At 40.3% G+C, this 22,069-nt stretch carries 22 protein-coding genes; 8 read left to right on the forward strand and 14 right to left on the reverse strand.

Annotated elements, in window-relative coordinates:
* Positions 1–64: 64 nt before the first annotated feature.
* Complete coding sequence (locus K1J10_RS06040; RefSeq protein WP_223356227.1) at positions 65–478, forward strand: D-alanine--D-alanine ligase family protein; 414 nt, start codon at positions 65–67, stop codon at positions 476–478.
* On the opposite strand, the gene K1J10_RS06045 is transcribed toward K1J10_RS06040, so the two are convergent.
* On the reverse strand, positions 459–2,759 hold the full coding sequence (locus tag K1J10_RS06045; protein ID WP_223356208.1) for a hypothetical protein: 2,301 nt from the start codon (positions 2,757–2,759) through the stop codon (positions 459–461). The genes K1J10_RS06040 and K1J10_RS06045 overlap by 20 nt on opposite strands.
* 296 nt (positions 2,760–3,055) lie before the next feature.
* Between K1J10_RS06045 and K1J10_RS06050 the strand changes: the two genes are divergently transcribed.
* Entirely contained in the window at positions 3,056–4,630 is a 1,575-nt protein-coding gene (locus tag K1J10_RS06050) for an ATP-binding cassette domain-containing protein (RefSeq protein ID WP_223356209.1), read from the forward strand.
* 699 nt (positions 4,631–5,329) lie between these two features.
* Here K1J10_RS06050 and K1J10_RS06055 read toward each other — a convergent pair.
* Entirely contained in the window at positions 5,330–5,941 is a 612-nt protein-coding gene (locus K1J10_RS06055) for a Fic/DOC family protein (protein ID WP_070466620.1), read from the reverse strand.
* Entirely contained in the window at positions 5,934–6,122 is a 189-nt protein-coding gene (locus tag K1J10_RS06060) for a hypothetical protein (protein WP_014713950.1), read from the reverse strand. The genes K1J10_RS06055 and K1J10_RS06060 overlap by 8 nt, the downstream gene beginning before the upstream one ends.
* A 769-nt stretch (positions 6,123–6,891) precedes the next feature.
* Here K1J10_RS06060 and K1J10_RS06065 point away from each other — a divergent pair.
* The 3 genes from K1J10_RS06065 (at position 6,892) to K1J10_RS06075 (ending at position 9,160) form a co-directional block, all read left to right on the forward strand.
* On the forward strand, positions 6,892–7,422 hold the full coding sequence (locus K1J10_RS06065) for a hypothetical protein (RefSeq protein ID WP_135782889.1): 531 nt from the start codon (positions 6,892–6,894) through the stop codon (positions 7,420–7,422).
* A gap of 87 nt (positions 7,423–7,509) precedes the next feature.
* On the forward strand, positions 7,510–8,685 hold the full coding sequence (locus K1J10_RS06070) for a BaiN/RdsA family NAD(P)/FAD-dependent oxidoreductase (RefSeq protein WP_223356210.1): 1,176 nt from the start codon (positions 7,510–7,512) through the stop codon (positions 8,683–8,685).
* A gap of 19 nt (positions 8,686–8,704) precedes the next feature.
* Entirely contained in the window at positions 8,705–9,160 is a 456-nt protein-coding gene (locus tag K1J10_RS06075) for an 8-oxo-dGTP diphosphatase (protein ID WP_223356211.1), read from the forward strand.
* Positions 9,161–9,189: 29 nt separating this feature from the next.
* Here the strand turns inward: K1J10_RS06075 and K1J10_RS06080 are convergent, their stop codons facing one another.
* Positions 9,190–9,930: a MerR family transcriptional regulator gene (locus tag K1J10_RS06080; RefSeq protein ID WP_135782892.1), complete on the reverse strand. Its 741-nt coding sequence runs from the start codon at positions 9,928–9,930 to the stop codon at positions 9,190–9,192.
* 248 nt (positions 9,931–10,178) lie between these two features.
* Between K1J10_RS06080 and K1J10_RS06085 the strand changes: the two genes are divergently transcribed.
* The gene (locus K1J10_RS06085) at positions 10,179–11,519 is read left to right on the forward strand and encodes a sodium-dependent transporter (RefSeq protein WP_223356213.1); all 1,341 of its coding nucleotides are present in this window, start codon (positions 10,179–10,181) and stop codon (positions 11,517–11,519) included.
* Between the two features lie 40 nt (positions 11,520–11,559).
* Here the strand turns inward: K1J10_RS06085 and K1J10_RS06090 are convergent, their stop codons facing one another.
* The 6 genes from K1J10_RS06090 to tsaB form a co-directional block, all read right to left on the reverse strand.
* Positions 11,560–12,207 (reverse strand): superantigen-like protein SSL4, encoded by a 648-nt coding sequence (locus tag K1J10_RS06090; protein WP_135782893.1) that lies wholly within the window; start codon positions 12,205–12,207, stop codon positions 11,560–11,562.
* Positions 12,208–12,332: 125 nt separating this feature from the next.
* Positions 12,333–12,662 carry an AzlD domain-containing protein gene (locus K1J10_RS06095; RefSeq protein WP_135782894.1) on the reverse strand — a complete coding sequence of 110 codons (330 nt, stop codon included), beginning with the start codon at positions 12,660–12,662 and terminating at the stop codon, positions 12,333–12,335.
* Positions 12,649–13,344, reverse strand: coding sequence for an AzlC family ABC transporter permease (locus tag K1J10_RS06100; RefSeq protein ID WP_135782895.1), 696 nt, complete (start codon positions 13,342–13,344; stop codon positions 12,649–12,651). Before K1J10_RS06100 ends, K1J10_RS06095 begins: the two co-directional genes overlap by 14 nt.
* A gap of 86 nt (positions 13,345–13,430) precedes the next feature.
* On the reverse strand, positions 13,431–14,453 hold the full coding sequence (tsaD, locus tag K1J10_RS06105) for a tRNA (adenosine(37)-N6)-threonylcarbamoyltransferase complex transferase subunit TsaD (RefSeq protein ID WP_223356215.1): 1,023 nt from the start codon (positions 14,451–14,453) through the stop codon (positions 13,431–13,433).
* On the reverse strand, positions 14,443–14,880 hold the full coding sequence (gene rimI, locus K1J10_RS06110) for a ribosomal protein S18-alanine N-acetyltransferase (RefSeq protein WP_223356217.1): 438 nt from the start codon (positions 14,878–14,880) through the stop codon (positions 14,443–14,445). The genes tsaD and rimI overlap by 11 nt, the downstream gene beginning before the upstream one ends.
* Positions 14,877–15,560 (reverse strand): tRNA (adenosine(37)-N6)-threonylcarbamoyltransferase complex dimerization subunit type 1 TsaB, encoded by a 684-nt coding sequence (gene tsaB / locus K1J10_RS06115; RefSeq protein ID WP_223356218.1) that lies wholly within the window; start codon positions 15,558–15,560, stop codon positions 14,877–14,879. The genes rimI and tsaB overlap by 4 nt, the downstream gene beginning before the upstream one ends.
* A 296-nt stretch (positions 15,561–15,856) precedes the next feature.
* On the opposite strand from tsaB, the gene K1J10_RS06120 reads away from it, so the two are divergent.
* Positions 15,857–16,087: a DNA-dependent RNA polymerase subunit epsilon gene (locus K1J10_RS06120; RefSeq protein WP_126404878.1), complete on the forward strand. Its 231-nt coding sequence runs from the start codon at positions 15,857–15,859 to the stop codon at positions 16,085–16,087.
* A 3-nt stretch (positions 16,088–16,090) separates the two neighbouring features.
* Positions 16,091–17,773, forward strand: a complete 1,683-nt coding sequence (gene rnjA, locus K1J10_RS06125) for a ribonuclease J1 (RefSeq protein ID WP_223356220.1) — start codon at positions 16,091–16,093, stop codon at positions 17,771–17,773.
* Between the two features lie 247 nt (positions 17,774–18,020).
* Here rnjA and glnA read toward each other — a convergent pair whose 3' ends face one another.
* The 4 genes from glnA to K1J10_RS06145 all read right to left on the reverse strand — a co-directional run bounded on the left by glnA (position 18,021) and on the right by K1J10_RS06145 (position 21,909).
* On the reverse strand, positions 18,021–19,367 hold the full coding sequence (gene glnA / locus K1J10_RS06130; protein ID WP_195563847.1) for a type I glutamate--ammonia ligase: 1,347 nt from the start codon (positions 19,365–19,367) through the stop codon (positions 18,021–18,023).
* Between the two features lie 41 nt (positions 19,368–19,408).
* Positions 19,409–19,774 (reverse strand): MerR family transcriptional regulator, encoded by a 366-nt coding sequence (locus tag K1J10_RS06135; RefSeq protein ID WP_223356223.1) that lies wholly within the window; start codon positions 19,772–19,774, stop codon positions 19,409–19,411.
* A gap of 69 nt (positions 19,775–19,843) precedes the next feature.
* The gene (locus tag K1J10_RS06140) at positions 19,844–20,377 is read right to left on the reverse strand and encodes an FUSC family protein (protein WP_048690848.1); all 534 of its coding nucleotides are present in this window, start codon (positions 20,375–20,377) and stop codon (positions 19,844–19,846) included.
* 332 nt (positions 20,378–20,709) lie between these two features.
* Positions 20,710–21,909, reverse strand: coding sequence for a phosphoglycerate kinase (locus K1J10_RS06145; protein ID WP_195563845.1), 1,200 nt, complete (start codon positions 21,907–21,909; stop codon positions 20,710–20,712).
* Between the last annotated feature and the right edge of the window lie 160 nt (positions 21,910–22,069).

The following is a 22,069-nucleotide window of genomic DNA, read 5'->3' on the forward strand; positions in this document are numbered from 1 at the left end:
TGACACACTTGAAAGCTTATTTGATTAACACTCCGCAACTTTACTTGAGTGTTTACACAAAATTATTGACAGAATCCTAGTAGAGGAATACATTGAAGGGAGAGAAGTAGCTGTTACTATTTTAGAAAATGAAGGAGAGTTATTCTTTGAAGAAGTTGAACTTATTTTTCCAGAATCTAATGAATTCAAGTATCAGGCTTATACTTCAGAGATTAAACAAAAAATCGGTATAGAAATCGAAAAAAGTTGCTATTTAAGCGATAAAGATATTATCAACTTAAAGCAACTTTATAAGAACTTGTCTCCAAATAAATTGATACGAGTAGATGGCCGAATAAAAAATGCAGAATTTTATCTAATAGAGATCAATGCTAATCCTGGGTTGTATCCAAAATCTGTTGTACCTAAAACATTCAACATAAATGGCTATACCTACGATGAAATGATGCAAACACTCTTTACTCATCATTTAAATTAAGGGGTAGTTTCCACGAAGTTTCATACATTAACTTCATTTCGTAATCATTCTTAATAATATCTTCCTCTATTTTATTTTTGTATTCTTCCATTTTTTCGAGGTTATACATTTTTTGATAATAATGATAGAGATTGTAGTAAATCTTATCCAAAAAACGCTTAAAAGATGTCTTTGAGATGAGTTCCTCCAATTCAACAACAATTGACTGACATTCAAGACTACCTGCTCTATCCTTTAAGAAATAATAAACAACTAAATTATTGTAAATGGCAAATCGGTCATATTCATCATATGCGGTGATTTTTGCGCTATTAAGTAACTCCGGTATTGATTCATCAATATCTCCACTATAAAATTTTATTGTAGCCTCGTTATGAAGAATCATATGATTATATACAAGTGATTCACCGAAATAGTCTCGAGCGGTTATTAAAGATTGTTCGGCACGAGAAACATCTCTTTCTACAGCATATAAGTAAGCTAGATAGATAGCATGAAGTCCTGAAAATTCAGAATCTTGTTCCTTAAAAATTCTCTCCGTAATTGACTGAACAATTTTTATACGGTCAGAAAATTGGCTATAAAAAACATTAGATAATCTGATTAAGTAGGGATATAGTGGATGAGTGTGTTGCGTACTTAATTCCTCGAAAATACGTTTTGCTTCTTCTCGTCTTTCAAGTTGTACTAAGTTCATTATTAAAACTAAAGAAAGCTGGAAGTATTGTGATGAGTTTTTATCTAGCTTAACTATATTTTTTTCAATATAGTTAATAGAAGCATCAAATTTTTCACATCGATTTAGTAATAATGCTTTGCCAAAAACAACCTTATCAATATTGTGAGAGATAAAATTAATAAAAGATAGGGATTGTTGATACAAATTAGCATCATAGGCAATTTTTACAAGTGTCAGTATAAAATCTTCATCAATTGTTTTTACATCATGCTGTATCAGATTGAATTTTTCAAAATAGGCTACACGCCCTTCTTGTGAATCAATTCTTATCAATCTCTCTCGAATTTTAGGGAAAATAGATTTGAGTTGTAAAAATTGGCGGTGAAGTAAATAATGGTCAACTAAAATATCAAGATATTCAGCATTATTGGTTTCATATAACTTTTGGTTAATATATTTAACCAAAAGAGAGCTTAGAGCTAGTCTTAACTTAGGGGAAAATGTTGTAGGGCTAACAACCATATCTATAAAATTAGGGATTGATAAGGAAGAGTGATTTCGTTCTAGTAAATCTTTATTTACTAGAAAATCAATATTTTCCGAATCAAACTCCCCGTATAGTTGGGATAAAATTTCCATCAAATCAACTTGAGCTAACCTATTCTTTGTTAAGGAAAGTAAGATTAAAAGGGCTGTTTGTTTGTCTGATAATTCTTCAACAATTTGTTTAATCGTCTGTAATTTTACTGTCCGATCCAACCGTACTCTATCATCAAAATCCTTTAAAATTGTGGAGATTTCTGCTAAATCTCCTTTTTCAATACTATCATGTAAAATTGTAAAATCAATTTGCTCATAATGCAATTCTAATTCTTCAGTTAATTGTTGGATGTAATGAAGAATATGTTCATTAGAAAGTCGATTTAAGTGATATGTTTTAAGAAAAAATTTACTACTATTTTTCAAATACTGCTCCACTCTGTTATCGTCACATTCAAAAATAAACAGGCATTGTTGAGAAGTAACTATTAATTTATTAAATAAATCCAAAGAAGAACGATCAATCTGAGAGGCTTGTGAATACAAAATAGATAATTTTCTCTGTTTTAGAACATAATTAGCATATTCAAAGAGATTTTCCACTTGAGCTTTTAGCACAAATGTCTCATATTGAGTAGGTTCTTCTATCAATGAAGGTAAGTCAATCTCTGACACTTCTAGTCCAATATTATTATCTTTAAAAAATGTTCCAATAAATGCTTTACCAAATATTGCTGAAATTTTCAGCAATATTTTAATAGCTTTATCACTAGTCATTTTTTTTGTGTAAAATTCTTTAAAATCATCATAACCATACTCGCTACTGATTTTATCCAATTCTATAACAAATCTTTTAAATGTTGAAAAATCATTGCTATCATCTAATGGAAAAACTTCTATAAAAGATAAGTTTAGTTTCTTAGATATTTCTTTAATAAATTCGGATTTCCCTACGCCTGAATCAGCTTTAATGATATAAACTTGATTCAATCCACGATTCAAATTATTAGTGTAATCTTTTTGTAAATTACGGAGCTCTTCTTTACGATTGATAAACTTCATGACATTCTCCTACCGATAACTATTTATTATCACTAGTATACCATAGTTTCTAATCTCCAATATGTTTCCAACAGTAACTTTTTATTATGATGGATGAGATGAATACTTACGGGGGAAAACTCAGAATATCATTAAAAGTTTAAACTTTTCTAAACTTTTGAATATTCATTGACCAGACTTATTTTTAGATGTATAATGAGCATGTAAAATATATCACAAAGAATAATATGTAATAAGATTTAATGATTACATCTGATATTTCTCAATCATAGGGTTCTATTTTCTAGGAGAGATTTATGATTAATATCTTTAAATATCTTGATAAAAAAACAAAATACCTAACCATTATTGGGGCACTGGCAAATGGGGGTCTCGCATTAGGTCAACCTTTGGTTGTTGCCAAAGCATTATCTATAGATCAAAATAACCTTACCTATTCCTCTATTTGGAAATTTGCTCTCTTTGGTTTTTCTGTCTATTTCGCTTTGTATAGTCTAATGTTATTTTGTAATCATGCAAATAATGTCTTTCGACGTGAAATTCACATGAATATCCGAACGGCATTGTTTCATAAGTTAATGGAAGACAGGGAATATAGTGAAGATGAAAAGATTACCATGCTGACACAGGATATGGAATTTTTAGGAGATAACTTTTTTGAACGCTATATGACTATTTCATGTTGGGGATTTGGAGCGCTGATTACGGCGATCTATATCATTGCCCAAAATGTTTTATTGGGTTCTATCTTTGTTTTCTTCACGATCTTACGTCCCATTCCACAATTCTTAATGAATAATAAGCTAAAGAATTCAGGGGATGAAATGTCTCAGGGAAGAACAGCCGTTCATAACCAAATCTCTGATAGTATTCGAGGGGCTCAAACCTTGCGGATGAATCAAGCCTTGCCTGAAAATTCTCAGCGCGTCTGGAATATCAATCTTCGTTATCAACGAGCCATTCAAAAGTTTGCTTTTACCCATAATATTGTTTTCTTTTGTAATGGTTTCATGGTCTTTCTTAGCCAAGTACTCCCCTTGGTATTGGGGTTCTTCCTTGCCATGCATGGTCATCATGTTTCAGTGGCTAGTCTGGTTGCAATGTATATTGCCGCTGGTCAACTGGTAGGTCCTATACAAAATATCATGTATGATGTGGTTGAAGTACAAGGAGCCAAAACAACGGCAGAAAAGATTTTCGGAATTTTAAATCGAGCAGATGATAGTGAATCGGACAATCATTCGATCTCACAAGTAGAAGAACTAGAAATTTCTCATTTAAGTAAATCTTATAACGGTAGAGAGATTATACGCGATCTTAATCTAGCCATTCAACAAGGGGAAAAAGTCCTCATCAAAGGTCCAAGTGGCTGTGGGAAATCAACCCTCTTTCGAATGATCACAGGGGAAGAAAAGGCGGATGATGGGACGATTACTTGTCGGACAAGGGATGGAGCAAAAACAAGTTATTTTATTCGTCAGGTAGGTATCATCAGTCAGCATCCTTTCCTCTTTAATGATACTGTTCGCTACAATCTTAGTTTGGGACAAGAGTTTTCAGATCAAGAATTGGAGACTGTTTTGAGACAGGTCAAACTCGACCATGAACTAACTGATGGACTTGATTTTGTAATCACTAATAACGGAGAAAATATTTCAGGCGGACAACGAGTCCGGATTGAACTAGCTCGCTTCCTTCTTCGTAAAAAGGATATTTTATTAGCAGATGAGGTAACTGCAGCTCTTGACGTAGAAAATAGCCAGATGGTTCGAGACTTGATTTTCTCACTACCGATGATGGTGTTAGAAATCGCTCACCATATTGATAATGAAAGTCGATACGATCAAGTCATTGAACTAAGAAAAAATTGAATTATTTTCATGATAAGATAAAGTAGTGAGTACTCTCTCCAGTCGGAAACTTCCTCACTACTAATCTTAATATGTTTGTTAACTGTAGTGCGGGACGAAAATTTTAACAACGAGGAAGGATATGTTTGTCCTTTCTTTTTTGATGTCGGGGACATGAAAGCGTGCTTCTTAAAGTTTGAAAAGTTTCTAAATCTAAATTCTTGTTTGATCATTTTGTTAGTGGTTTAGGAGAACTGATTTCAAGAAGTTTATTAGACTAAAATAACTTGTTATTATCTTTTAGCCCATTAGGAGTATTGAATATTTTAAACCCTGTTTCAAAGAATATTTCGATAATTAGCTACACCATTCAATTGAAAGTTATTCAAATTAGATGAAATATTTCTTTCTTAAAAACATGTGGAAACATTGATATTAAGCATATATTGAAATTCATTCAAATATGAGGTGTTCAAAACAGGTATTACAATTTATAAGTAAAAGAACAAATAACAAAAAGAGGAGCTTCACACTAAAGTTCCTCTTCTTTTAAATATCCGAATCATTATTTTTATTTCAAAAAAGGTAGTGATTCGGTTGATTTCTATTGCAATGTAGTGAAATTTAGAATTTCAAAAATCGCTTTAAATCAAGGTTTTTAACGTCTATTGACGTGTAGTAAACCCCTATTTCACCTCTGTAATTATCAAGTATTACAATCTATATTTCTTTTAATATTTTACCAAATAATTCTTCTAGCTTCCCTAAGTCTCCATAGACAGTTCCGTCCATATAAAGGTTGTAAACTTCATCATCTTGTTCCACTCGTATTTGTGCAGAATATCCTTTTGATAGTGCTAAGGAACGAATAACTTCTCGTTGAGTTCGTCCATTTCCTTCTCGAAAGGGATGGAAATAATTAAGATTATCAAGAATTTTTGCTAATTGTTTAATAATCTCATCTTTTGAATTAGCAGTTTGATAATAGGTATGAATAAGGCGGTTTATATAAGCTTGGGCAGTACTGAAAGATTGTATTGACATAAAAGGATTCCCATTTTTTGAGATATTCACCTTGCGAAATTGTCCCGCCCAAGCATAGACATCTTGAAATAAATATTTATGAATGGCTAAAATATCACTAATGGAGTAGACTTCAATGACTTTCAAGCGTAAGTCTGCAAGCCTTCTAGTAACGAATAAATGCTCATTCCGATAGGCTTCTTCAATATTTGTAACATTTTGTTTGTTGATTAAGACTGTAGAATTTGGATAGGTATATTGATGATTGGGGTCAATGTACTCATATCCTTCGTATTGATTTTTAACCAATATTCAATTCCTTTCGTCTGTTGATAACATAAGTTTTTAAATCAATCACATCTTGAACAGTAGGTTCATAATTTTCAATCATTGATGACCCAATAGCATACCAGACAGTATCAAAATCCGAAAAGTTATCAAAGGGAATCCCTAAAATTGTTAATTCTTCTTTATTTACATCAAGAGTCATAGCACACCTCCTTATATAGAGTTATCCTTATTATACCATAAAATCGGTATTTTCACCTAAAGGATAGAGACTGTTATTAAAGTATGAATTTATGATAAAACTAAAAAATAACAAGTTATACAATAAAAGTATCAATTTCTTATAATAAAAGAGGCACTTTGGCCTCTTTTACTCTCCTTCAAACACTCTGTCACTGTCCATTTACTGTCCAATATACTGTAACACATCTATAATTTATTGATTTAAACGGATGCGAAATCCCTTAATACCAGTATTTTGATAAATAACAAGACTTTAAGAATCTTAAATTAAGTCTTGCATATTCATCATAATATTTTCTAGATTCCTTTCGTATCAAGGGGCTAGACCTCTTGTTTAATGGTTACTGCCCACTTCTGCCCATTTTCTAGTAAAAAGATGGACAGTTCTCTTCTATTATAGCATGTTTTTCTTCTCCGAAAAAGGTAGAATCTTGATTATTTACCTGGCCGTAGAACAATTTTATCTGCCTTCCCCAGTATCTTTAAATAACCTTATTGAATTCGCTCTTGCATAAAGTTGAATGAACTATTTAGGAATTTTCTTCGTACCCGTTCAGGAACATCTCCTTATTTATCCATGAAAAATGAACCAAATAGGTGCTAAAAGCGACCAAATAGATTTTTTCCCCTTTTTTACTTCAGAAACCTATATACTAGTCATGACTAAAAGTCAGAATACTCTGGAAAGACTGGTTGGTCAATTTAAACAACTGAAAAGGAAGCACACTATGATCTATGTGATTGAATACAATTATCCCTCCCAGCTGTTAGTCGAGCATATTAATAACTATTTGGAAAAAAAGCGGGTCCGCAATCTACCAGTCAAGCTCGTCTATAATGGGAATATCGCCTATATCGATTATGACTTAAAAAACATTTACTTCTTTTCCTGTCATGGAGACTCTGGAATTAATGCCTATAAAGAACTCGAACGTATTCGGAGAAATGATCCCTATGGACGCATTATTGTCCATTCAAACAAGGTGGACGGACGCAGGCTCATGGACCACAAATTACAAGTCTATGGCTTGATGGAGCGGAGTATCAGTGACTATGGAAAGCCAGAAGTCTATTTTGAAGAGCTCGATTTTTTACTAGGAGACCTTTACGAAGAACTCTGGGAAATGGCTGCAGAAGCCAAATATGCTGCTGGTAAGAAACCAAACCAGCTCTTCCCGCGCTGGGGACCTCAAATCGGAATTTACCCACCTAAGCGTTATTCCATCCACCTCCGTCAAAATCCGGACGAAGACGATTAAACTATCAAAAGTGGAGCCTGGGGACAGGGTCCATTTTTTATGTTACAATGAACTGGAAATGAAATGAGACGAGAAAAAGGAGACCTTATGAACCACTATGATACCATTGTCATTGGAGGAGGACCTGCCGGCATGATGGCTACTATTTCCAGTTCCTTCTACGGACAAACAACCCTCCTGTTGGAAAAGAACCGCAAGCTAGGGAAAAAACTAGCTGGGACTGGTGGAGGTCGATGCAATGTGACCAACAATGGAAGCCTAGACGATCTCCTAGCAGGAATTCCAGGAAACGGACGCTTCCTTTACAGTGTCTTTTCTCAATTTGACAACCAAGATATCGTCCGCTTCTTCACAGAAAACGGGGTCAAACTCAAGGTCGAAGACCATGGTCGTGTCTTTCCAGCTTCAGATCGTTCCCAAACGATTATTCAAGCTCTGACAGATAAGATTGCCGAGCTCGGCGGTCAAGTCCGCTGCCAGGTGGAGGTGACCTCTGTGAAGATAATTGACGGACAATTTGTCATCAAATCAAAAGATGAGACTTGGACGGCAGACCGCTTGATTGTGACAACTGGTGGAAAGTCCTACCCTTCGACGGGCTCTACCGGCTTTGGCCACGATATCGCCCGTCACTTCCAGCACACTATTACGGATCTAGAAGCTGCTGAAAGCCCCCTTCTCACAGATTTCCCCCACAAGGCCCTTCAAGGGATTTCCTTAGACGATGTGACCCTCCACTATAGCAAACACCACATTACCCATGACCTCCTCTTTACCCACTTTGGCTTGTCTGGCCCGGCTGCCCTTCGCATGTCAAGTTTTGTCAAGGGGGGAGAAATCCTTACGCTGGACAGTGTCCCTCACTATTCTAAGGAAGAACTCACAGAAATCCTAGAGAAAAATCGTGAGAAGTCCTTAAAGAATGTTCTGAAGGCCTATCTGCCAGAACGCCTGGCTGAGTTTTTTGCTCAGGATCTTCCCGAAAAGGTGAAACAACTCTCTCCTAAAGAAATCGATGTAGTACTAGAGAAAGTAAAGGAACTCCCAATCCCTGTAACAGGGAAGATGTCCTTGGCCAAATCCTTTGTAACCAAAGGTGGCGTCAGCCTTAAGGAAATCAATCCCAAAACCTTAGAAAGTAAGTTGGTCCCTGGCCTTCATTTTGCTGGGGAGGTCTTGGATATCAATGCCCATACAGGAGGATTTAATATTACAGCTGCCCTCTGTACTGGTTGGGTAGCCGGAAGTCTGCATTATGATTAAATATCAAAGGTTGTGAAAAATGAACAGAAGAGAGTCAGTTGAATTTGTCAACATGTGCATGATTAAAAATGGGGACAAGGTTCTGGTTCAAGATCGAGTTAGTCCTGACTGGCCTGGCATTACTTTTCCTGGCGGACATGTTGAACGTGGCGAATCCTTTGTCGCTGCGGTCATTCGTGAAGTGAGAGAAGAAACGGGTCTAACCATTTCTAAACCCCAACTCTGTGGTATCAAGGACTGGTACGATGATGAGGATTACCGTTATGTCGTCCTTTTTTACAAGACCGAACACTTTACTGGTGAGCTCCAGTCTTCAGACGAAGGAAAGGTCTGGTGGGAAGAATTTGAAAATCTATCTCATCTAAAACTTGCAACCAATGATATGTCTGATATGCTTCGTGTTTTTTTGGAAGATGATCTCAGTGAATTCTTCTACTATAAAGACGGTGACTACTGGCTTTATGATTTAAAATAGCAAATAGTCGGCGGAGAGTCCTCCGTCGATTATTTGCTCTGTTTTTCAACATAGTGGGCAATCACATCTGATGTGTACTGGGCTGTTCCAGGTCCAAATTTATCAATATTTTCCTTGAACTCAGGGTTATAGACGTATCCTTTACCGATATGTCCGAAGACTTCAATAGAGCAGTCAAATCCATAAGTACGAATGGCTTGCAAGAGCTTGGCTGCTTGCTCTTGGTTTTCAATTGCTGTTGCAGGTAAACCAGCTTGAAGATTTTGTGCTAAAGTTTGAAAGACTTGGTTAAAGGCAGCCGTAGACTCATCTTCACGACCTTTTTGGCGTTCGAGGGCTTGATCCATGACTTCTTGGCCATACTTCTCCACCGCTTCTTTCTGGTATTTTTGATGATCTTGATAGCTAAATCCAGTGAATTTTTCCTCAATGGTCATTTTTCTTTCTCCTTTTTGTTCTTGAATCGTTTTTTGCAAGGTGGAAATCAAGGTATCCAGATGTTGCCTTTCTCGAGTTAGATAGTCCAACTGCCTAGTCAAATGGGGCAATAAATCTATTCTTTCTTCCTTTAATAGCTCTGCTATTTTCTCTAAAGAAAACCCTAGATATTTGTAGTAAAGAATGACCTGAAGGCGTTCCAAATCCTCTTGACTGTAAGTTCGATAGCCGTTTTCCGACTTTAAGGGGACCAAGAGTCCTATCTTGTCATAGTGGTGCAGGGTCTTGACAGAGACACCTGAAAGCTGCGCAGCTTCTTTTATTTGGTACATGATTTGCTCCTTACAATGATAGTATACCCCCTCCCCTTAGGTTAGAGTCAAGTGTTTTTGCGAAAATTTTTTACTTTTTGAGAAAACTATAAAAACATGAAAACCGCTTTCTTGACAGTCTTTAAAAATCATGATAGGATAATCAAGTCTATCAATCACACAGAAGGCTCCTAAAGAGCCATTGAGAGAAGGCTATTTGACAACTCAAGTAGCCTTTTCTTATTTAAAAATAGATCGGAGTTTTAAAGATGTCTGAAAAATCTCAATGGGGTTCCAAAATTGGCTTCATCCTAGCCTCTGCAGGTTCTGCAATTGGCCTTGGGGCTGTTTGGAAGTTTCCCTATATGACCGCTGCTAATGGAGGCGGAAGTTTCCTTCTTATTTTTTTGATAGCAACTCTACTTATCGGCTTCCCTCTCTTACTGGCTGAATTTACTCTAGGACGTGCAGCTGGTGTTTCTGCCATTAAGACCTTTGGAAAACTCGGTGGCCGTCGCCTTTATGATGGGATCGGTTGGATCGGTGCCTTTGCCCTGTTCATCCTCCTCTCCTTCTACAGTGTCATCGGTGGCTGGATCCTGATTTATTTAGGGGTCGCCTTGGGAGAGTTATTCCAGCTTCTTTCAGTTAACGACTACACCCAGCTCTTTGGGGAGATTATTTCAAATCCCTGGTTGGCTCTAGGAGCCCAAGCCATCTTCATCTTCCTCAATGTCTTGATTGTTTCAAAGGGGGTAGAACAAGGGATTGAAAAGGCCTCAAAATTCATGATGCCTCTCCTCTTCATTATTTTCTTAGTCATGATTGGTCGTTCCTTGACCTTACCTGGCGCTTGGGAGGGAGTTAGCTACTTCCTCAAGCCAAACTTCTCCAAGATAACCAGCCAAGGTCTACTCTATGCCTTGGGCCAATCGTTTTTCGCCCTCTCCCTAGGGGTAACGGCCATGTTGACCTATGCTTCCTATTTGGACAAGGACACTGACCTGGTCCAATCCGGGATTTCCGTCGTCTTCATGAATATTGCCGTTTCCATCATGGCGGGCTTGGCGATCTTCCCAGCTATGTCAGCCTTTCAAATCCCTTCTACTAGTGGACCGGGCCTCCTCTTTGTAGTCCTTCCACAAGTCTTTGACAAGATGCCTTTTGGTACCCTCTTCTACCTGCTCTTCCTGCTTCTCTTTCTCTTTGCGACCATTACCTCATCTGTCGTCATGTTAGAGATTAATGTCGGGAACGTCACCAACCAAAACAATAAAAAGCGGGCTAAATGGAGTCAGATCATTGGCCTTCTGACCTTTATCTTTGGGATTCCATCTGCCCTTTCCTATGGCATCCTCTCTAAATGGACCCTCTTTGGAAAATCCTTCTTTGATTGTATGGACTTTTTGGTTTCCAACCTCCTTATGCCTTTTGGGGCTCTCTGCCTGTCTTTATTTACAGGCTATATCTTTGATCAAGTCCTAGCCCAAGAAGAACTCAAGGTGGGAGAAGAGAAATCCAAACGCTTCTTCTTCAAGCTCTGGATTTTCTTGCTTCGCTTTGTGATTCCAATCGTCATCCTCATTGTCTTTATTACACAATTTATCTAAAACAAAATCCACGAACCCTCTGGGATTCGTGGATTTTTCTTTATTTTGTAAGGGAAACACGGAAATCATTGTATTTGCTGTAGTCAAAGTCTTCATTAAGCCCTGTTACAAATACAATTGGTGTATAATGACCCTCTTCCAAAATGAAACCGGCTTTTACCTTAGCATTGGCTCCCCCAAGTCCAGCAATACCTGGAAGAAGAGCATCAAAAGCTCCAGGTTCATCTGTTTCCCAGTAATAGACATTACCAGAAGCTTGGACTGCCTTGGCTCTAGCTGTCGCTGTGCGAATTGGGTTCACATCAGCTTGATAAAAGTTTGCTGTCGTAGTGACTGTTCCGTCCGCAGCAACGGTCATTTGGACATCTTTGGCAATTTCAGTTGTTCCAGTCCAAGTCCCTATAAGCTCTTCTGGAACCATTTGAGTTGAAGCCGGAGAAGCCTTGTCATCATTTGTCGTGCCAGATGCTGTAGCAGTTTGACTTGAGTTTACTGCCTCTTCTGAACTCGCTTCAGTTGTTTTTGTGTTCTTCTTTTTAGAAGACTGATTTGTTTTTTTCTGACTAGACGACATTGAAGTCTGTGTTTCTTTTGCAGAAGAGTTGCTCTCTTCTTTTTTTGAACCACAGGCTACGAGTAGGCTTGCAGAAGTTAATCCTAAAAGTGCTAAACTTGTCCATTTTTTCATGATCATGATACCTCACTAAAATTTATATTAGCTATTATATTACAATATTACACAATGTCAAGTTTTTTTGAAATATTTTTGTAATATTTGCAACAAATAGTAATTTGTCTAAAAATTCAGGAGATTCAGGCGACTAGCAATCGGAAGAGGGCAACCAAGACAATCCCGAATAGAACCGTTCCCATTAGGTTTTTGTAGCGAAATGCTACCATCATGGTCGGAATGGTTGCGACCAGATCCACCCACCGAACCTGAGGGAGCTGGCCCGCTTTCCCCTCTACTAGACTTGAAAGGATCAAGGCAAAAATGATGGCAATGGGAAGGTACTTTAGAAAACGCAGAACTGGATCTGGCAGACCCCGGTATTTGACCAAAACGAAGGGCAGAATACGTGGAATCCAGGTGACCACTGCGGACATCAAAATAACCAAAAAAATCCAGCTATTCACGCGCATCGCACATCACCCCCACGAAACAACCTGTTAAAGTAGCTACTAAAACGGCTAATGATTGAGTCAAAAAGAAGGTCAAGAGGAAAAAGCTAAGAGCTACTGCACCTAAGACAAGGAGCATGGTTGTCATCTTTTCCGTCAAACGCATCCCTTGAAACTGACCAGCAAAAATCCCAATAAACATGGCAACTAGTGCAAAGTCCAGGCCGAAGGCACTAGGATTAGGTAAGAGCGAACCCAGCGCTGTCCCCAAAATGGTTGATGAGCCCCAGGCTAAATAACCGACCACGTTATTGCCATGCATCCAGGGAACAGTGATTCGGTCATTTTTCAATTTTTCGCTTAAATAAACCCCGTAACTTTCATCTGTCAACAAACTACCAATTCCAATATTCTGGAGCAGGCTAGCCTCCTTAAAATCGGGGGAGGTATGGAGACTCATAAGCATATTACGCAAATTGATGAAAAAGACGGTTAAGGTAATATTCATAATGGACGAATGAACCGCAATCAAAGAGATCATGGCAAACTGAGAAGCTCCTGCGTAAACCAAGAGACTCATCAAGCCCATTTCTAAAGGCGAGAGATAGGGCGATGCCACCACACCACAGGCTAAGCCAATACTGATATAACCTAGAGCTGTCGGAAGAGCATCTCTGACCCCCTGCTGAAAATTCTTCTCCACTCTTTCTTCCTTTCTTTTTTGATGCTATCTATTATAACAAAAAAAGGACGGGAATCGTCCTCCCGTCCTTTATGTTCGTTTTTTAACTAATCTAAGTTCTCTTCTATCGGAGCAAAAGCCAGACTTGGCTTGGCATTGAGATCTAAGCTAGCAAAATTTCCCTTATTCCATTCGCTGACACTGGCATAGGCAATCATCCCTGCATTGTCACCGCAGAGGCGCAGAGGAGGAATGATGACCTTAACATCTGTGATCTCAGAAGCCAAGCGTTCACGAAGACCTTGATTGGCCGCGACTCCTCCAGCTACCACCAGGGTTTTAACCGGGTATCTTTCTAGGGCTTTTTTTGTCTTGGCCATCAAGATATCCATCACCGCAGCTTGGAAGGAAGCCGATAGATCTTCCTTAGACAGACTCTCGCCTTTTTGCTCGGCATTGTGGTGGAGATTGATAAAGGCAGACTTCAAACCTGAGAATGAGAACTCCAGATTGCCTTCCTTAATCATGGCGCGTGGGAAATCGTAGACATCCTGACCCTTATGCGCCAACTCGTCAATCTCGCGACCGGCTGGATAGGTCAAGCCCATGACGCGGCCGACCTTATCATAGGCCTCACCAACCGCATCATCACGCGTTTCCCCAACAATCTTGTAATCACCCGCCTCCGAAACGTAGACCAACTCGGTGTGCCCTCCGCTGACCAGCAAGGCCAAGAGCGGAAATTCTAAAGGCTCAACGCTTTGAGTAGCCATCAAGTGTCCTGCCATATGATTGACAGGAATCAAAGGAATTCCATGCGCCCAAGCAAAGGCCTTGGCCGCAGCAAGGCCGACCAAAAGAGCTCCAACCAGACCTGGTCCATAGGTCACCGCAACCGCTGTGACTTCTTCTTCTGTAATTCCCGCTTCTTCTAGCGCTTCCTCGATACAGGCTGTAATGACTTCGACATGGTGCCGACTGGCGACTTCTGGAACCACTCCCCCGAAGCGTTTATGGCTTTCAATTTGGCTGGCAATGACATTGGACAAGAGCTCTGTGTCGTTCTTTAAAACGGCGACACTGGTCTCATCACAAGATGTTTCAAATGCCAAAATATATCTATCCTTCATTTGCTTCCCTTTTCATTATAATAGCGTCTTCGGAAGGGGCATGATAATACCCTTTCCGGCAGCCAATTTCTTTAAATCCTTGCTTCTGATAGAGAGTCCGAGCCGGAGTGTTTCCTTCTCTCACCTCTAAAAAGACCTCTTTCTCCTGAGGAAGGCTTTCTAGTAGCTGACCAGCAATCCCGCGACCTTGCCACTCTTTTCGAACAGCAATTTGGACGACCTCTAGCTCATAGAGGTTTTCTTGTATGGCTAAGAAACCGACCAATTCTTCGCCACTATAGGCAAAGGCATACCAGTTTTGAGATTGACCAAGATCTGCTAGGACTTGCTCCAAGGTCCAAGGACTTTGTCCATAGACATCGTCTAAGATTTCTACCAACTGAGGGGCTAAATCTAGTCGCCCCGCTTCCTTCTCAATTCGGATCATAGGCGTTTGATGTAGGAATGACCGGACTCTTGATGGTCCTTGAGCCAGTTTTCCTCAGCCTCTACCCGCTTAAGGTAGTTGGGGACAAAACCATGAACGGAGACAGCTTCCTTTTTAAGTCCTAATCGGCCGATCCGTACCGCATCCGGTAGGGTTTCTACCATCTGAGCATGTGGCAAGGCTTCTTGTATCTGCTCACGAAAGGCTTCCACTTCCCCAAGGAAGGTCACCTTTTCAGCTCCCTTTGCTCTTTCTAACACCGCTTCAAAAGAGAGGTGAGCCTCGGGGTAGACCAGCTGATCCTCTTGGTAAAAGCCCGCGTAGACATGGTTGCGCCGTGCATCCATTACTGGAATGGCCAGACCTTCTATCTCTTCTGGCACCAAGGCTAGTAAACTAGAGACTCCTACTAAATCGATCTTTAAGGTTTGGGCCAGGGTTTTAGCCGTTGCTACCGCAATCCGCAAGCCAGTATAGGATCCTGGGCCTTCTGCTACGACGATGCGGTCCAGATCCGTCGGTTTCCAATCAATGCTGGCCATCAAAAATTCAATGGTAGGCATTAAGGTAATACTGTGGTTTTTCTTGATTGTAAGCGTCAACTCTGCTAATAAGTTTTCTTCCTCCAAAAGGGCAACGGATAGGGCCTTACTGGAGGTGTCGAATGCTAATACTTTCATATTTTCTCCTCGTTGTCTGTTTCATATTATACTACAAATAGACGCCAAACGGTAGAGGAAGCTTTCCCGGCCTATGAAATTCTCTCCTCACTTTTCTGTTCCTTATTCCTTCTAAAAAAGCGCTTCCTTCTGCCATCAGACCCTGCTTGCTTCTTTTCCTAAAGGCTTATTTATGGTATAATGAATAATAATTGTATCGAATCAGGACAACAGAAAGTAAGAATAGAAGTCTCAGCTAGCTACTAGCTGTTTCTTTTCTGCTACAGTCCGAATAAGCGAAAGGAACCGAAACGAAAATGATTTACAAAGTTTTCTACCAAGAAACAAAAGAACGCAACCCTCGTCGTGAAACGACTCATGCCCTCTATCTCGATATTGATGCTAAGAATGAGTTGGAAGGACGCATTGAAGCTCGTCGCATCGTTGAAGAAAATACATCATACAACATCGAATTTATCACCCTCTTGTCAGACCAACATCTAGAATATGAAAAAGAGTCTGGCGCATTTGAAATTACGGAGTTCTAATCCATGGCATATACCTTAAAACCTGAAGAAGTTGGTGTTTTCGCCATTGGAGGTCTTGGGGAAATCGGTAAAAATACCTATGGGATTGAATACCAAGACGAAATCATCATTGTGGATGCTGGTATTAAGTTCCCTGAAGATGATTTGTTAGGGATTGATTACGTGATTCCTGACTATTCCTATATCGTTGAAAATATCGACCGTGTCAAAGGGGTCTTGATTACTCACGGACACGAAGACCATATCGGAGGAATTCCCTTCCTCTTGAAACAAGCCAATGTGCCAATCTATGCTGGACCTTTGGCCCTAGCCCTTATTCGTGGAAAATTGGAAGAGCATGGCCTCCTTCGTGGTGCCAAACTCTATGAAATCAACCAAAATACGGAGTTGACCTTTAAGCATATTAAAGCGACCTTCTTCCGTACGACCCACTCCATTCCAGAACCTTTGGGGATCGTTCTTCACACACCTCAAGGAAAAATTGTCTGCACGGGAGACTTTAAATTTGACTTCACACCTGTTGGTGAGCCGGCCGACCTTCACCGGATGGCAGCTCTAGGGGAGGAAGGCGTCCTCTGTCTGCTTTCTGACTCAACCAACGCGGAAGTCCCAACCTTTACCAACTCTGAAAAAGTCGTTGGCCAATCCATTATGAAGATTATTGAAGGCATTCATGGACGTATCATTTTCGCTTCCTTTGCATCCAACATCTTCCGTCTCCAACAGGCTGCAGATGCCGCTGTGAAAACTGGCCGCAAGATTGTTGTCTTTGGACGCTCGATGGAAAAAGCCATTGTCAACGGAATTGAGCTCGGCTATATCAAGGTACCACCTGGAACGATTATTGAACCAAGTGAGATCAAGGACTACCCGGCAAACGAAATTCTCATTATGTGTACAGGGAGCCAAGGGGAGCCAATGGCGGCACTATCTCGTATCGCTAATGGAACCCACCGCCAAGTACAATTGCAACCGGGTGATACCGTTATCTTCTCCTCTAGTCCAATTCCTGGCAACACAACTAGCGTCAACCGCCTGATCAACATCATCTCTGAAGCAGGAGTCGATGTCATCCACGGTAAGATTAACAACATCCATACCTCTGGACACGGTGGCCAACAAGAACAAAAGCTCATGTTGCGTTTGATCAAGCCTAAATACTTCATGCCTGTCCACGGTGAGTACCGCATGCAGAAAATCCACGCTGGACTTGCGCGTGATTGCGGAGTAGAAAAGGATAACATTTTCATCATGAGTAACGGAGATGTCCTTGCCCTAACAGCCAACTCGGCTCGTATCGCAGGAAGCTTTAATGCTCAAGACATCTATGTCGATGGAAACCGAATCGGAGAAATCGGTGCTGCTGTCCTTCGTGACCGGCGAGACCTGTCCGAAGACGGTGTCGTGCTTGCTGTTGCAACAGTTGACTTCAAGTCAAAAATGATTTTAGCTGGACCAGATATTCTCAGTCGTGGCTTCATCTATATGAGAGAGTCCGGTGACCTGATCCGTGAAAGTCAACGCATCCTCTTCAATGCTATTCGAATCGCCTTGAAGAACAAAGATGCCACTATTCAAACCGTACACGGTGCCATTGTCAACGCCCTCCGTCCTTTCCTTTACGAAAGTACGGAACGTGAACCCATCATCATCCCGATGATCTTGACACCAGATGAAGAAAATTAAGTAAAAAGAATGAGGCTGGGACAAAAGTCCTAGCCTCTCAATTGTCTTTGGATTGTCGAGCAAGACGCAGTGGTTGATGGGCTCTACTACGCTGATTTCATCAGCTTTTACAGCCCTACTCAACTGTGCGGAGGTGGGACGACGAAATCGAATTCTAACGAATTACCGATTTCTGTCCCACTCTCATTTTCTATATATGCAAAATGAGCCAGGTCATCAAACCTAGCTCATTTTTGTATGGGTTTGCTTAATACAAGTCCAAATAGTTATCAATTTCCCATTGTGAAACAAAGGTTGCATAGCTTGCCCACTCGATGCGTTTGGCTTCTAAGAAGCTGGTATAGATATGTTCACCAAGAGCATCCTTAACTACTTCGTCTTCCGTCAAAGCTTTCAAAGCATTGTGAAGGGTAGATGGAAGGTCAGTGATTCCAGCTTCTTTACGCTCTTCCGCTGTCATGATGTAAATATTTTCTTCGATCGGAGCGGGTGCTTCAATTTTGTTCTCAATCCCATGCAAACCAACTTCCAAAAGAACAGCCATAGCAATATACGGATTGGCCATTGGATCAACAGAACGTAGTTCCAAACGAGTTCCCATTCCACGAGTAGCAGGCACGCGCACCAATGGGGAACGGTTACGTCCTGCCCAAGCGATGTATACAGGAGCTTCAAAACCTGGCACCAAACGTTTGTAAGAGTTAACCGTTGGGTTCATGATGGCAGTGTAGTTGTAGGCATGCTTAATCAAGCCACCAAGGAAGTGATAAGCTGTTTCTGATAACTGCATCCCACGTGGATCCTCAGGATCAAAGAAGGCGTTGTTTCCTTCCGCATCAAACAAGGACATATTACAGTGCATACCGGAACCAGCGATCCCAAATTTTGGCTTAGCCATAAAGGTTGCATACAAACCATGTTTACGAGCAATGGTCTTGACAACGAGTTTAAAAATTTGAATCTTATCGCAGGCACGAAGAACTTCATCGTACTTAAAGTCAATCTCATGTTGACCCACAGCTACTTCATGGTGACTGGCTTCTACTTCAAATCCCATTTGAGTCAAGACATTAACGATCTCACGACGAGTGTTGTCGGCAAGGTCTGTTGGAGCCAGGTCAAAATAGCCACCCTTATCATTCACCTCAAGAGTTGGGTCTCCATTTTCATCGAGCTTAAAGAGGAAGAACTCTGGTTCTGGTCCAAGGTTGAAAGATTTGAAGCCAACTTCTTCCATGTGACGAAGGGCACGTTTGAGGTTACCACGTGGGTCTCCTGCAAAAGGTTCCCCTTCTGTTGTATAGACATCACAAATCAATCCTGCGACACTACCGTTCTCATCTCCCCATGGGAAAACCGTCCAGGAGTCCAAGTCTGGATAGAGGTACATATCTGACTCATTAATCCGAACAAACCCTTCGATAGAAGATCCATCAAACATAGCCTTGTTTGAAAGGACCTTTTCCAACTGTTCATCTGTCGCTGGAATTTCAACGTTTTTCATGGTCCCTAAGATATCTGAGAACATCAACCGAATAAAGGTTACATTTTTTTCTTTGACTTCGCGGCGAATATCTTCAACAGTAATTGACATGTGTGTCTCCTTATGAATAAAGCAATAAGCAAAAAGAATGATCAGCGTAACTGACCATATGACGATGAGGTCGTATGAAAGCGACTTTGCTGGAGAATGTCGCGGTGAAGAGCCTTTCGAACTTCCTTCTCGCTGACAACCTTGGCTGCTTGACGTTTAGCTTCTTTCTCAGCAATCCGTTTTTTAATTCCTGCGATATTGAGACCTTCCGACAGGTAATCCTTGATTTCCAACAGGCGATCCATATCGTTAAGAGAAAACATCCGACGGTTGCCTTCTGTTCGATCCGGAGTAATGAGTTGTTGATCTTCGTAATAGCGAATCTGACGAGCTGTTAAATCCGTCAATTTCATAACACTACCGATCGGAAAGACCGCTAACGTTCGTCTTAATTCCTTTTCTTTCATACAAGACCCCCTTTCTATTCTATTATAACGCAAAAAAAACCGATGTCAAGATTAAAATGTCACATAATCTCACATGGTTTTTTTTCTTTCTTTTATAAAGTCTCGAATCCGATCCACATCTGAATTGACTAAAATCGCAACGAAGACTCCGATAAAGGTTTCAAAGATGCGGGCAAAAACATATAGGAAAGTTTCTCCTGTCGGAATCGATAGAGTAATAATCAACATGGCTGAAACTCCACCGATGATTCCAGCTTTGTTGTTCATGGCGACATTGGTCATAATGGTTAACATGGTCGCAATGGGCACAAAAATCAGGGTTACCCAAAAAGCATTGTGGAAGAGGATCTTAATCATAAAGAACAGCAGCGCATAAAAACCACCGATGCTGTTACCCATCACGCGCGAAGCTCCGAAGTGAACACTCTTATCAAAATCTTCTCTCAAACTAAAGACAGCTGTCAGTGCCCCAATCTGCAAGCCTCGCCAGCCAAAGATACCAAAAATCAATAGAACCAGAAAAACGGCTATCCCTGTTTTGAAGGTTCGCATTCCCAATCGAAATTTGGAACGGTCAAATTTATGTCGTTTAAAGTAATCCATTGTCCCCTATCTTTCTATCTCTTTTATTCTAACATATTTCCAGAAAGGTTCAAGCAGGGAAATGAAGATCGACTAGCTTCCTTCTACTCTACAAAGTCATCTTAAAAACTTTCCTTAGGTGAGTACGGAGGTTAGGTGAAATTATCCAGTGGATGATTTCAGCAATCCAGGAAGTTCCATGACTTAGTTTCGGGTTTTTCTTGATTAATTTCAAAAATGAGATCACATTTTATTTCGATACAGAATCACTTATCTTATATAAAAATTCGTTTGTATACATTCTAAAAAAAAGCACCTTTCGGTGCTTCTTCTATGGTTCATGAGGAACCGTCTTATTTTTCAGTCAAGGCTGCAAGTCCTGGAAGAACTTTACCTTCGAGAAGCTCCATTGAAGCTCCACCACCAGTAGAGATCCATGAGAACTTGTCTGCGCGACCAAGGTTGATCGCTGCGGCAGCTGAGTCACCACCACCGATGATTGATTTAACACCTGGTTGTTTCACGATAGCGTCCATCACACCGATTGTACCAGCTTGGAAGTCAGGATTTTCAAATACACCCATTGGTCCGTTCCATACAACTGTTTTCGCACCAGTCAATGCTTCATCAAATTTAGCGATAGATTTTGGACCGATATCCAAACCAAGGAAACCTGGGTCTACTGCTTCACCTTCAGTGTCTTTCACTTCAGTGTAGTCAGCAAATGCGTTTGCTTCTTTTGAGTCAACTGGCAAGATCAATTTGCCGTTTGCTTTTTCAAGAAGAGCTTTCGCGACATCCAATTTGTCTTCTTCTACAAGTGAGTTACCGATTTCGATCCCTTGCGCTTTGTAGAATGTGTAAGTCATCCCACCACCGATAAGGACTTTATCAGCTTTTTCAAGCAAGTTTTCGATAACACCGATTTTGTCTGAAACTTTTGAACCACCAAGAATCGCCACGAATGGACGTTCTGGAGCTTCAACTGCTTCTTGGATGTAAGCAATTTCGTTTTCAAGAAGGAATCCAGCAACAGCTTTTTCAACGTTTGCTGAGATACCAACGTTAGATGCGTGCGCACGGTGAGCTGTACCGAATGCATCGTTTACGAAGATCCCATCTCCAAGTGATGCCCAGTATTTACCAAGTTCAGGATCGTTTTTAGATTCTTTCTTGCCGTCAACATCTTCATAACGAGTGTTTTCAACCAAGAGAACTTGTCCATCTTCAAGAGCGTTAATCGCTGCTTCCAATTCAGCACCACGAGTAACACCTGGGATAAATGTAACTTCTTGACCCAATTTAGCAGCCAAGTCAGCAGCTACAGGAGCAAGTGATTTTCCTTCTTTGTCTGCTTCTTCTTTTACACGTCCAAGGTGAGAGAAGAGGATTGCACGTCCACCTTGCTCAAGGATGTACTTGATTGTTGGAAGAGCAGCAGTGATACGGTTGTCGTTTGTGATCACGCCATCTTTTACAGGAACGTTGAAGTCAACACGAACGAGAACTTTTTTCCCTTTCAAGTCAACGTCTTTAACAGTCAATTTTGCCATTGGATATGACTCCTTCTATTTTTAATACATGATAATTATATCACAAAAGCTGTAAAAGAGGTAGAAAAATAGTGGATTTCTACCTCTTATTAGCAAGTCTAGGGTGATCCTCCTCTATTAGAATCCGCATCATAAAACCTCCCTTGTTTTTTACAAAGGA

It is taken from the genome of Streptococcus australis (assembly GCF_019930045.1).
Lineage (GTDB): Bacteria > Bacillota > Bacilli > Lactobacillales > Streptococcaceae > Streptococcus > Streptococcus australis_D.